The organism is Salmonella sp. SJTUF14076, from assembly GCF_015534835.1.
Taxonomy (GTDB): Bacteria; Pseudomonadota; Gammaproteobacteria; order Enterobacterales; family Enterobacteriaceae; genus Salmonella; species Salmonella enterica.
The window spans coordinates 1,274,544-1,286,745 of record NZ_CP064674.1 but is presented as its reverse complement, the minus strand read 5'-3'; the positions used below and the strand labels follow the sequence as shown (position 1 = coordinate 1,286,745).

Below are 12,202 nucleotides of genomic sequence, written 5' to 3'. Positions count from 1 at the left end.
TTCACTATTCGAGCTGCTGCAACTCGCCGTGCGGCGTCACCCGCCAGCGATGCTGGCAAAAATAAAGCAGCGGGTTATCCTGTTTGCTGTCGCTGTAGCCGCTATAAAGACGCAACGGCGTACCGATTTTACGTTCCAGTTGCGCGACTTTTTCATGGCCCAGACAGCGCACGGTTAATACCCAGCCGCCATACCGTCGCGCCATCTGGCTGGCGATGAGGTTAACACGCGGCAACCACGGCGTATCAAAATAGACTTGCTCTACCAATGATTGCGGAGAACCGGTAATAAGCCAGATATCCGCGTCAGAGCTCAATAGATAGGTGGTCAGACGCTCCTGTACGACCGGAAACGCCGTGACGTTAGCGCGAAACCAACGGACAAAATCCGCCTGATGCGCCTGCAAACGCGTTTCGCTATGGCCAAAAGTACAGCCCCACAACAGCAGACTCATCGGCCAGCGGGCCGCACGCCCTTTTACCAGTAAACCGATACCGATAATGGGCAACAACGGCAGTACGAGCAGCGCATTTAGCGGCTGACGGCGCAGCAAATAACGCAGAAAACTGCCGAACATATCCTGTTGATGTAACGTTCCATCCAAATCAAAAAAGACGACACGACGCTCGTGGCTGACCAAACCTTACTCCTCTGGATCATTGAACCCCAGCAGCCAGGTAAAAATAAACCCGGCAATTACCGCTATTAAATAGCCTAACAGATAGAACAGGACTTTTCCGGCAACAATTGTTAATGCCAGCGGCAAACCGGAAATACCAAAGGTAATTACCGTCGCCACTTTCCAGTAGCTGATCAACGCCCCGCCTACCGCGCCGCCGAGGCAAGCGCCAATAAATGGCTTACCCAATGGCAGCGTGACGCCAAAAATCAGCGGCTCGCCAATCCCCAGCAGTCCGACAGGAAGCGCGCCTTTAATCACCTTTTTGAGTCGCGCATTGCGGGTTTTCATCAGTACGGCAATGGCCGCGCCTATCTGACCAACGCCCGCCATCGCCAGGATGGGAAACAGCGCGTTATAGCCGTGCGCTTGCACCAGCTCCACATGAATAGGCACCAGCCCCTGATGCAGCCCGGTCAGTACCAACGGCAGGAAGGTTCCGGCTAACACCGCGCCCACCAGAAAACCGCCGCGATCGATAGCCCAGGACGCGCCGTGAGCGATAGCGTCTGAAATCCAGCCGCCAAGCGGTTGCAGAGCGACAATCGCTACCGCGCCGGTGATAACAGTCGTCAATAAAGGGTTAAGAATTAACTCCAGCGACCCCGGCAGCAGCTTACGGAACTGGCGCTCAATCCAGCACATTAACGCCACCACCAGCAGGACGGCGATGACGCCGCCCCGTCCCGGCTGAAGCGCCTCGCCAAAGAGCGTAATCTGCGCCAGTTGCGGGCTGGAAAGGATCCCCGCCATCACGCCGCCTAACGCCTGCGATCCGCCAAAGACTTTCGCGGTATTGACGCCAACCAGAATGTTCATGATAGCGAATACCGCGCTACCAAATATCCCCATCAGGCCCAGCAGGTTAGGATAGTGGACGGCAACATCGCCGACGATATCCGGACGTTTAAGAATGTTGATAATGCCGGTAATCAAACCGGATGCGATAAAGGCGGGAATAAGCGGAATAAAAACATTCGCCAGCTTACGCAACGCATCGCTCATCGGCGCTTTATACTTCGCTTTCGCCTCGGATTTGGTACGCGCCATAGCATCGTCCGGCTTTACACCACCTGCGGCAATCTGCACGCGCATCGCATCAACCACCTGCGCAGCCTTCCCCGGCCCAACGATCAGCTGATGTTGCTCCCCTTGCTTTACGTATCCACTGACGCCAGGCAACGCTTTTAAGCGCGGAATATCCAGTTGGCTGTCGTCCTGTACCTCCACCCTGACTCGCGTCATACAGTTTTCCAGGCGCAGAATATTTTGCTCTCCGCCGATACCACGTAAAATGTCGCTGGCGAGCGCTGCCGTCTTATCCATACACACCTCTTTAGTGTTCTAACGCCGCCCTTAAAAAGCCCTGATGAGCGGCGAGTTTTTCCCTGGCGGCTGCAGCATCCAGCCCCGTAAGCGCCATCAAAATGGCGGGCTTAACCTCAAAATCGGTCTGTTTCAGCAACGTTTCCGCCTCTTCACGACCTATCCCGGTCGCTTCAACGACCATCCGACACGCGCGATCGACCAGTTTGACGTTGGTGGCTTTCATATCCACCATCAGGTTCTGATAGACCTTACCGAACTTCACCATCGCGCCGGTAGAAATCATATTGAGCACCATTTTCTGCGCGGTGCCGGATTTCAGCCGCGTGGAGCCGGTAAGCGCTTCCGGCCCGACAACGGGCGAAATAGCGATATTAGCCTCCCGCGCAATAGGCGAATCTGGATTACAGGAGACGGCAACAGTGGTACAACCGGACTGTCGCGCATAGCGCAGGCCACCAATCACATAGGGTGTACGACCCGACGCCGCGAGCCCCACGACCAGATCCTGTTCTTGCAGATTTAGCGCGACAAGATCGTCTTCGCCTGCCTGTTGGCTGTCTTCCGCGCCTTCGACCGCTTTCAGCAACGCGCCCGGCCCGCCGGCAATCAGCCCGACGACCAGACCGTGCGGAACGCCAAACGTCGGGGGGCATTCTGAGGCATCCAGTACGCCAAGCCGACCACTGGTGCCCGCGCCCATATAGATGATACGTCCGCCAGACTTCAGCGCCGCCGCCGCGGCATCCACCGCACGCGCGACGTCAGGCAGAGTGGCTTTTACTGCTTCCGCTACCAGCGTATCCTGTTCATTAAAACGCTTAACTAATTCAGGAGTAGGCAACGCATCCAGATCCATCGTTTGCGGGTTACGGGTTTCAGACACTAAGGTACCAAGATTCATTTTTGTCCCTCTGGAATTTTTAATTCATAATAAGCGTCCATGATGGAATAGAATATTCCCCCAGGCGAGTGAAATTTCGTTTTGTCGTCGCCATCACGTTTCGCAGGAGCTGCCCATGAACTGTTTGATTCGTATTCGCCAGCGTTATCCGGATCTCGCGCAAAGCGACAGGAAACTGGCGGATTATCTGCTCGCGCAACCGGATACGGCGCGGCATCTGAGCTCGCAGCAACTGGCGGCCGAAGCGGGCGTCAGCCAATCCAGCGTAGTCAAGTTCGCGCAAAAACTGGGGTTTAAAGGGTTTCCGGCGTTGAAACTGGCTCTCAGCGAAGCGTTGGCCAGCAATCCTAATCCGCATTCCGTTCCCGTTCATAACCAGATTCGCGGCGACGATCCGATGCGCCTGGTCGGGGAAAAATTAATTAAAGAGAATGTGGCGGCGATGCACGCCACGCTGGACGTTAACAGTGAAGAAAAACTGTTAGAAAGCGTCACGATGCTGCGCCACGCCCGCCGTATTGTGATCACCGGGATTGGCGCCTCTGGGCTGGTGGCGCAAAATTTTGCCTGGAAGCTACTGAAGATTGGCATTAACGCGGTGGTTGAGCGCGATATGCACGCCCTGCTGGCGACGGTGCAGGCGCTGGCGCCGGAGGATCTGCTGCTGGCGATCTCTTATTCCGGGGAACGGCGCGAGCTGAACCTGGCGGCGGACGAAACATTACGCGCAGGCGCGAAGATCCTGGCCATTACCGGTTTTTCTCCCAACGCCTTGCAGCAGCGCGCCACCCGCTGTCTGTATACGATTGCTGAAGAGCAGGCGACGCGCAGCGCCGCTATCTCCTCGACACATGCGCAAATGATGTTGACCGACTTACTGTTTATGGCGCTGGTACAACAGGATTTAGAGCGGGCGCCGGAGCGTATTCGCCATAGCGAGGCGCTGGTAAAAAAACTGGTTTGAAATGGCTCTTCCGCCTCATGCAGAAGAGCCATCAAGTTTATTGCGCTTCTTTAGCGTGAATCAATTGCGTCAGGAGTGTGTTAACCGGTACGGCAATATTGTTCTGAGCGCCGATTCGCGCAATCGCACCATTTAAATAGTCGATTTCAGTCAGTCGGCCTTTATGTAAATCCTGATGCATAGAAGGATAGTGGTGGCCGCTCTCACGCGGATCGAACACTTTCTTCACCGTATTCATCACCATTTGCTCAGTCAACGGAATATTCTGGCTGGCAGCAACTAACACAAACTCATCAACTACCGCTTGCGCTAAATCTAAAGCACCAGGCCGCTGACCAAATCCGCCGACATTACAATCCAGTAGCGCGCAATAGGTGTTCATTACGCTATTAAAGGCTGCTTTCTTCCAGATCGATAATAATACGTCAGGGCTTATTTCAGCATTCAATCCAGCGCTATTAAGGGTGGCAATGACCTTAGCCTCTTGAGCCGAATCCTGGCTGGCAATCGGCTGCAGTTCAATCGTTCCGGTACCGGTGGCCATAATATGCCCAGCTCCCTCCAGTTCGCTGGACCATAACGTCACACCCGCATAGATTTTCTGCCGATCGACATATTTCTCCAGCGTTTCAATATTTCCCAGACCGTTAGATAGAATCATCACGACTTTCGCGGCTGGCAGTAATGGCTTGATACGCTGTAACATGCTATCCAGCTGCATGGCTTTGGTAAACAGAATAACCAGCTCAAACTCCCCCTGGGATTCATCAGCCAACATAGCAGGGATGGGGTAATACTTCTGAGTCGTTTCCGTTTCGACAAACAACCCCTTGCTACGAATAGCGTCGACATGCTCCTGCCAGCTATCGATAAGCGTCACGTCGCGCCCGGCCTCCAGCAGCATATAGCCAAAACGACACCCCATAGCGCCTGCACCTGCGATTGCAATTTTCATTTTTATTTCCTTATTATCTGATTAATGAATTTTGGCTAAAACCGTTGCGACATATTTTTTCGTTATCAGGGTCAACACGACTCCAATAAGCAATAGCACCGTTGTCAAAATAAATACTGTATTGTAGCTTCCGGTATATTTTGCAATAGCGGACGTGACATAAGGAGCAATAACCGCACCGACGGCAAAACCAAAATACATAAAGCCGTAGTTTAGTCCCTGGTTACGCATACCAAAATTCTGGCTGGTCAAGCCAGGGAAGATAACTAATATACCGGCATAAGCAAAGCCCACGCCCAGAGCGCTGAAATAAAATACCGAAGTATTGCCATTGAAGAAAAATAACAGCAGCATACACAAGCAGGTAAAGAGGTAAACAATAACCAGCGTATTATAGCCGCCTAATTTATCGGTTAGCCCTCCCCAGAACAGGCGACCGATCGAGTTAAATATCGAGACCAGGCTAACGACTAATGCACCGGACAGTAAACCGTACTGCGTCATACCAATTTGCGCAGAGCTTGAGCTAATTACCATCCCAGAGAACACGCCCAGCGCCAGAATCATAAACAACAGCCAGAAGCGCAGATCTTTCAGCATGTGCCGATAGTCTTTATCCAGTGGCGACGCTTTAATTCCTCCGCTATCTTTTGCTGGCGCGCTACGAATAAAGAACTGGACGATAAAAATAACCACCAGATAAACAATACCAAGATATAACAACGCCCGACTAACATCGTGAGTTTGCGCCATAAAATATTCGGCCAGGCGGGTGCAAAGTAGCGTCCCGACGCCAACCCCCGCCAGTACGATACCGCTGGCAAGACCGCGACGGTCAGGGAAAAATTTCAGAATATTATTAAGATTACCCGTAAAAGCCAGGCCCGATCCCAACCCGGCAATGACGCCGTAGGTTAAAAACAGCATGGGCAAATTATCCACAAACCCGGACAAGATAAAACCTAAAGAAAACAGGATACCACCGATAACTATCGCCTGCTTTCCTTTACCATTGTCGATCATTCTCCCGCCCCAAATCATCGGTAAAGGAATGATCCCCATGTTGATAGAGAATGCTAACGCCAGCGTAGCCGGATCCCAGTGATATTGCGCCATGAGTGGTGTTTTGAAATAGCTAAATGCGTAGACGCCCCCGAGCACAAAATTGATGCACACGTGAGCGGCAAGCATTCCCCAGCGGTTGATTGATGCCGACATAATTTTCCCTTTTTAAAATGCACTGATCACAGTTTAAAAAAAGCAAAATAGGCAAACAATTTGGTATTTTTTATAATCGTTATAACAAAACCCAATCGATTGGCATTAAATTTTAATGAATATCAAACAACTACATTCCTTCCTGATATTGTGTGATGAATTACATTATGGTCGGGCAGCCAGTCGCCTGTTTATCACTCAGCCATCATTAAGTCAGCAAATAAAACAACTTGAGTCATCACTTAAAACAATATTATTTAAGCGAAAAGGTAGAGGAATTAAATTAACAAAAGCAGGCATTATTTTGCAACGACACGCTAACAAAATAATGCTGGATTTAAAAAATGCAGAAAATGAACTTCTTCCCTATCAGGATCAACAGCGCGATACTATTTCAATCGGGGTGTCAGGCAGCTACCTGGTCCTGCCCGCTTTTCGCAACTTTATGGCACACCATCCGGAAATATCTTTAAATGTTAAAGAGTTCTCAACTGAGCAAACCATTAAAAAGCTGACGGATAGCGCCGTTGATATTGGCATTGTTTATCGAACAGCGCTCCCTGCCCAGCTAAGCTCGACCATGCTGTTTGAAGATGAAATTATCGCTGCAATCCCACTTTCTCATCCTCTGGCGACACGCGAACGTCTGCATCTAAAAGATTTAAACGACCAGCCCATTATCGTACTTAATGACTCTCTGCTATTAAGGGGGATCATCACCACTGAATTTAATAACCGCAAAGTCGTTCCTAACGTCATCTGCGAACTGGATAACCACTACTCATGCCTTGAGTATGCCGAAGCGCAGATTGGCATCGCATTTATTACCCGCTCGCTAACCCATTTATCGACACCCAAAAATGTTCGCCTGGTTTCACTGGGCATCCCCGCATTCTTTATTCCTGTCATGCTGGTGCACAGTAATGACCTTTCACTGGATAACGCAACCATCTGCCTGCTCAAGCAGATCAAAAATTTTTACACGGTAGATAACAAATCAGCGCCAGAAAAGAGCTGGCCCGAGCAGAAAATAGGCGTATAATGCCCGCCCGATTTGTGTTGTTTCTGAGAATTTCCTGATGGCGCTGTTAATCACCAAAAAATGTATCAATTGCGATATGTGCGAGCCGGAGTGCCCGAATGAGGCGATTTCAATGGGCGACAGCATTTATGAGATTAACAGCGACAAATGCACCGAGTGTGTAGGCCATTACGAAACGCCGACCTGTCAGAAAGTCTGTCCGATCCCCAATACGATTTTGCAGGATCCCGCCCATGTCGAAACCGAAGAACAGTTGTGGGATAAGTTTGTTCTGATGCATCACGCAGATAAACTGTAAGCGGGTTAACGCACTTCCAACGCAACAATGCCTGATGGCGCTATGCTTATCAGGCCGACAATATATCGGCCTGTAGGTCAGGTAACGTGTTTACGCCTCCATCCGGCAAATCTAACTTTCCAGAATGACCGTAGCGCAGGCGTAATGGCGTTCATCGGCCAACGTGACATGCATGTGCGCCACACCGAGTTTTTCCGCCAGCGTTAACGCCTCGCCCCACAGCCGCAAACGTGGTTTTCCCAGCTCATCGTTAAACACTTCGAACTGATTAAACGCCAGACCGTTGCGGATGCCGGTGCCAAAAGCTTTCGCTGCCGCCTCTTTGACCGCAAAACGCTTGGCGAGAAAACGCACCGGCTGCTGATGCGTCTCCCAGATAGCCCACTCGTTGTCACTGAGCACACGCCTTGCCAGACGTTCGCCGGAACGGGAGATCACTGCCTCAATGCGGGCAATCTCTACAATATCCGTTCCCAGGCCGAGAATCGCCATTAACCGCGCGCTTCCAGCATCAAACGTTTCATTTCAGCCACCGCCTCTTTCAGCCCCGTCATCACCGCCCGACCAATAATGGCATGACCGATATTGAGCTCGTGCATTTCCGGCAGTGCGGCAATAGCTTTGACGTTATGGTAAGTCAGGCCATGACCCGCATTTACTTTTAGCCCCAGACGGGCCGCCAGGGTCGCGGCGCTGGCAATACGCGCCAGCTCTTTTGCCTGTTCCGCATCGGTTTCCGCGTTGGCGTAGCAGCCGGTATGGATTTCGATAAACGGCGCGCCGACTTCCGCTGCCGCGTTGATTTGCGCTTCATCGGCATCGATAAAGAGCGAAACCTGGATGCCAGCCGCCGCCAGGCGCGCACAGGCATCACGCATTTTATCGCGCTGTCCGGCCACATCCAGACCGCCTTCGGTGGTGACTTCCTGGCGTTTTTCCGGCACCAGACAACAGAAATGCGGCCTGGTTTCTACGGCGATCGCCAGCATCTCTTCGGTCACCGCCATCTCCAGATTCATACGCGTATGCAGCGTCTGACGCAGAATGCGCACATCGCGATCGGTAATGTGGCGACGATCCTCGCGCAAGTGTACGGTAATACCGTCCGCGCCTGCCTGTTCAGCAATAAACGCCGCCTGTACCGGATCCGGATAGTCGGTGCCGCGCGCATTACGTAACGTGGCAATGTGGTCAATATTGACGCCTAACAGTAATTCAGCCATGACAATCCTCGTTAATCTTTTTTCGTTTTTACTGTGCGTTTGGGCATAAATTGCCGGAACAGCTCCCGGCTTTTTAACGGTTTTCCCCCAAGATACGGCTTTAATGCCATACGGGTAAAGCGTTTAGCGGCACGCAGGGTATCTACATCCGGAAATTCCCGCGCCTCCAGCGCTTTCAGGTGCCGTCCGGTAAAGGTGTTGTTATCGATGACGACGCTGGCGAAAAAGCCTTTTTCTTCGCGGTAACGGTAGGTCATGGTGTCATCCACCCGTTCGCCGCTGCCTGCACAGTGGGTAAAATTGACGCCATACCCCAGATGCCCCAGCAACGCCAGTTCGAAACGTCGCAACGCCGGTTCAGGCGAGCCGGTGGTTCCCGCCAGCGCCTGAATACAGTTCAGATAATCAAAAAAGAGTTCGGAGAAGCGCGTTTCATATTCCAGTACGCGAGAGAGGAGCTCGTTGATGTACAGGCCGCTATAGAGCGTAATACCGCTTAACGGCAGCGCCAAAGAAACTGCCTCGGCGCTGCGCAGGGTTTTCACCTCGCCGCGTCCGCTGTAGCGTAGCAATAACGGTGTAAAAGGCTGTAACGCGCCTTTCAGATTGGAACGTTTAGATCGCGCGCCTTTGGCGACAAGGCGCACGCGCCCCGATTCTTCCGTGAAGACGTCCAGCATCAGGCTGGTTTCGCTCCAGGGGCGACTGTGCAGGACAAATGCGCGCTGCCACCCTTCCACGCTGTGTTAACTCACAGATCGTCTACGTAACCGAGACTGCGCAGAGCGCGTTCGTCATCGGCCCAGCCGGATTTCACTTTCACCCACAGTTCCAGGTGTACCGGCGCTTCGAACATCTCCTGCATGTCTTTACGCGCTTCAATACCAATGGTTTTGATTTTGGCGCCTTTGTTGCCAATCACCATCTTCTTCTGCCCTTCGCGCTCGACGAGGATCAGCCCGTTGATATCATAGCCGCCGCGTTCGTTGGTAACAAAACGTTCAATCTCAACGGTAACGGAATACGGCAGCTCGGCGCCGAGAAAACGCATCAGCTTTTCACGGATGATTTCAGACGCCATAAAGCGCTGAGAGCGATCGGTGATGTAATCTTCCGGGAAGTGGTGAATCGCTTCCGGTAAATGTTTACGCACGATACCGGCAATGGTATCGACGTTCATACCCGTTTCAGCAGAGATGGGTACGATATCAAGAAAGTTCATCTGGCTTGCCAGGAACTGGAGGTGCGGCAGCAAATCGGCTTTTTCCTGCACGTTATCCACCTTGTTAACGGCGAGAATAACCGGCGCTTTGCCATCGCGCAGTTTGTTCAGGACCATTTCGTCGTCCGGCGTCCAACGGGTGCCTTCCACAACGAAAATCACCAGCTCAACGTCGCCAATCGAACTGCTCGCCGCCTTATTCATCAAACGGTTAATGGCGCGCTTTTCTTCCATATGCAGTCCCGGGGTATCGACATAGATTGCCTGATACGGGCCTTCGGTATGAATACCGACAATGCGGTGGCGCGTGGTCTGCGCTTTACGGGAAGTGATCGAAATCTTCTGCCCAAGCAGTTTGTTCAGCAAGGTGGATTTGCCAACGTTCGGACGTCCGACGATGGCAATAAATCCGCAATAAGTTTTGTCGGTGCTCATTCCAACTCCAGTTTTTTCAGCGCCTGTTCGGCGGCAGCCTGCTCCGCCTTACGACGGCTGGAACCCGTGCCAACCACCGGTTCACTCAGGCCGCTGACCTGGCAGTGGATAGTAAATTCCTGATCGTGCGCTTCGCCGCGTACCTGCACAACCAGGTAAGATGGCAGCGGCAGATGGCGACCCTGCAAATACTCCTGCAAGCGCGTTTTAGGATCTTTTTGTTTATCGCCCGGACTTATCTCATCCAGACGAGTTTTATACCAGTTAAGGATTAACTGCTCGACGGTCTGGATATTGCTATCGAGAAATACTCCGCCGATTAACGCTTCAACGGTGTCCGCCAGAATGGACTCCCGACGAAATCCGCCGCTTTTTAATTCGCCCGGCCCTAAACGCAGGCACTCGCCTAAATCAAATTCACGGGCTAATTCCGCCAGCGTATTACCACGTACCAACGTGGCGCGCATACGGCTCATATCTCCCTCATCCACCCGTGGAAAACGGTGATAAAGCGCGTTAGCGATAACGAAGCTCAGGATTGAATCGCCTAAAAACTCCAGGCGTTCGTTATGTTTACTGCTGGCGCTGCGGTGAGTTAATGCCTGCTGCAACAGCTCCTGATGATTAAAAGTGTAGCCCAGCTTCCGTTGAAGCCGATTAATTACGATGGGGTTCATGCGATACCAATAAATGAATGCGTCAACAATCCAGCACACGAAACAGACCTGATACACGTCATCTGTCCTGCCGCATCGCTGCAGCGGAAAGAAGGTTGTCTATAACCAACGCTGTTTCGTGTGCCGTGGCGACCAAACGGCGCCAACCTAAAACTTCGGGGGAATATTCTATACACAACGACAGGGGATGTCGTTAGTCTGAGGGAATTTATCCAGGAAATAATTCACGCTGCCGCTAAAAAGACGGCAGCGTAAACGATCATTTCGTCACAGTTAGTGAATACCGCCGATACGACTCAGGCGTACGCCTGTCGGCCACTCCCCTTCCTGCTTGTCAAAGCTCATCCAGATAGCGACCGCTTTACCGACCAGATTCGCTTCCGGAACAAATCCCCAGTAACGGCTATCCGCGCTGTTATCGCGGTTGTCGCCCATCATGAAATATTGTCCCGGCGGTACAACCCAGGTCGCCAGCGGTTGTCCTGGCTGTTGGTAATACATGCCCAACTGATCCTGGGCTATCGGCACCATCAGGATGCGGTGGGTCACATCGCCTAACGTCTCTTTACGTTCGGTCAGGCGAATGCCGTTTTCTTTCGTCTCGTTTAGCGGAACCTCAAAGAAACCGCTGGTCGCTTCTCCGCCGTTACGGCGGGCAAAGGTCTGTACAAAATCGCTCGGCTCAACGTTAGAGTAGGTAACCGGCAGCGCATTTTCGCACGCCTGACCGGAGCTACAGCCAGGCTGAATCGTCACCTCTTTCGCAACCGGATCATAAGTGATTTTATCGCCCGGCAAACCGACGGCGCGTTTGATGTAATCTAACTTAGGATCTTCCGGATATTTAAATACCACAATATCCCCGCGCTTTGGATGACCGGTCTCAATCAGGGTTTTCTGGTAGATCGGATCTTTAATGCCGTAGGCAAATTTTTCCACCAGAATAAAATCGCCGATAAGCAGTGTCGGCATCATTGAGCCTGACGGGATCTGAAAGGGTTCATAAAGAAATGAACGAACGATCAGAACGATCGCCAGAACCGGGAAAACCGACGCCCCGGTCTCCAGCCAGCCCGGCTTAGGCGCCACTTTATTGAGCGTAGCGTTATCCAGCGCATCTCCCGACGCCGTTTGCGCGGCAGCCTGGCGCGCCCGACGTTTTGGCGCGAAAACAAACTTATCAACGCACCATAAAATGCCCGTCACCAGTGTGGCTATCACCAGAATCAGGGCAAACATGTTCGCCATGCCAACTCCTT

Annotated in this window: 14 protein-coding genes; 3 read left to right on the top strand and 11 right to left on the bottom strand. The window is 52.1% G+C overall.

Features of this window, described 5'->3' with window-relative positions:
- Nucleotides 1-4: 4 nt before the first annotated feature.
- From yfhb to murQ, 3 genes are read right to left on the bottom strand one after another with little or no spacing between them, the layout of a single operon-like run.
- Entirely contained in the window at nucleotides 5-640 is a 636-nt protein-coding gene (yfhb, locus tag HU143_RS06295; RefSeq protein ID WP_000253558.1) for a phosphatidylglycerophosphatase C, read from the bottom strand.
- A 3-nt stretch (nucleotides 641-643) separates the two neighbouring features.
- Nucleotides 644-2,005, bottom strand: a complete 1,362-nt coding sequence (locus HU143_RS06290; protein ID WP_000361660.1) for a PTS transporter subunit EIIC — start codon at nucleotides 2,003-2,005, stop codon at nucleotides 644-646.
- Nucleotides 2,006-2,015: 10 nt separating this feature from the next.
- On the bottom strand, nucleotides 2,016-2,909 hold the full coding sequence (murQ, locus tag HU143_RS06285; protein WP_001048531.1) for an N-acetylmuramic acid 6-phosphate etherase: 894 nt from the start codon (nucleotides 2,907-2,909) through the stop codon (nucleotides 2,016-2,018).
- A gap of 115 nt (nucleotides 2,910-3,024) precedes the next feature.
- Between murQ and HU143_RS06280 the strand changes: the two genes are divergently transcribed.
- Entirely contained in the window at nucleotides 3,025-3,873 is an 849-nt protein-coding gene (locus tag HU143_RS06280; RefSeq protein ID WP_000995703.1) for a MurR/RpiR family transcriptional regulator, read from the top strand.
- Between the two features lie 37 nt (nucleotides 3,874-3,910).
- On the opposite strand, the gene HU143_RS06275 is transcribed toward HU143_RS06280, so the two are convergent.
- On the bottom strand, nucleotides 3,911-4,828 hold the full coding sequence (locus tag HU143_RS06275) for an oxidoreductase (protein WP_023227281.1): 918 nt from the start codon (nucleotides 4,826-4,828) through the stop codon (nucleotides 3,911-3,913).
- A gap of 21 nt (nucleotides 4,829-4,849) precedes the next feature.
- Complete coding sequence (locus HU143_RS06270; RefSeq protein ID WP_001276364.1) at nucleotides 4,850-6,046, bottom strand: OFA family MFS transporter; 1,197 nt, start codon at nucleotides 6,044-6,046, stop codon at nucleotides 4,850-4,852.
- Between the two features lie 115 nt (nucleotides 6,047-6,161).
- Here HU143_RS06270 and HU143_RS06265 point away from each other — a divergent pair, with 115 nt between their 5' ends.
- Together HU143_RS06265 and HU143_RS06260 are read left to right on the top strand one after the other, a co-directional pair.
- Nucleotides 6,162-7,088, top strand: coding sequence for a LysR family transcriptional regulator (locus HU143_RS06265; protein ID WP_001022463.1), 927 nt, complete (start codon nucleotides 6,162-6,164; stop codon nucleotides 7,086-7,088).
- A gap of 37 nt (nucleotides 7,089-7,125) precedes the next feature.
- Complete coding sequence (locus tag HU143_RS06260; RefSeq protein ID WP_001196291.1) at nucleotides 7,126-7,386, top strand: YfhL family 4Fe-4S dicluster ferredoxin; 261 nt, start codon at nucleotides 7,126-7,128, stop codon at nucleotides 7,384-7,386.
- 111 nt (nucleotides 7,387-7,497) lie between these two features.
- On the opposite strand, the gene acpS is transcribed toward HU143_RS06260, so the two are convergent.
- The 6 genes from acpS to lepB form a co-directional block, all read right to left on the bottom strand.
- Complete coding sequence (gene acpS, locus HU143_RS06255; RefSeq protein ID WP_000986043.1) at nucleotides 7,498-7,878, bottom strand: holo-ACP synthase; 381 nt, start codon at nucleotides 7,876-7,878, stop codon at nucleotides 7,498-7,500.
- The gene (pdxJ, locus tag HU143_RS06250; protein ID WP_000818964.1) at nucleotides 7,878-8,609 is read right to left on the bottom strand and encodes a pyridoxine 5'-phosphate synthase; all 732 of its coding nucleotides are present in this window, start codon (nucleotides 8,607-8,609) and stop codon (nucleotides 7,878-7,880) included. Before pdxJ ends, acpS begins: the two co-directional genes overlap by 1 nt.
- 11 nt (nucleotides 8,610-8,620) lie before the next feature.
- Nucleotides 8,621-9,349 carry a DNA repair protein RecO gene (gene recO / locus HU143_RS06245; protein ID WP_000399380.1) on the bottom strand — a complete coding sequence of 243 codons (729 nt, stop codon included), beginning with the start codon at nucleotides 9,347-9,349 and terminating at the stop codon, nucleotides 8,621-8,623.
- Between the two features lie 11 nt (nucleotides 9,350-9,360).
- Entirely contained in the window at nucleotides 9,361-10,266 is a 906-nt protein-coding gene (gene era, locus HU143_RS06240) for a GTPase Era (RefSeq protein WP_000102230.1), read from the bottom strand.
- Nucleotides 10,263-10,943, bottom strand: coding sequence for a ribonuclease III (gene rnc / locus HU143_RS06235; protein ID WP_001068341.1), 681 nt, complete (start codon nucleotides 10,941-10,943; stop codon nucleotides 10,263-10,265). The genes era and rnc overlap by 4 nt, the downstream gene beginning before the upstream one ends.
- Nucleotides 10,944-11,216: 273 nt before the next feature.
- Complete coding sequence (gene lepB / locus HU143_RS06230; protein ID WP_000002559.1) at nucleotides 11,217-12,191, bottom strand: signal peptidase I; 975 nt, start codon at nucleotides 12,189-12,191, stop codon at nucleotides 11,217-11,219.
- Between the last annotated feature and the right edge of the window lie 11 nt (nucleotides 12,192-12,202).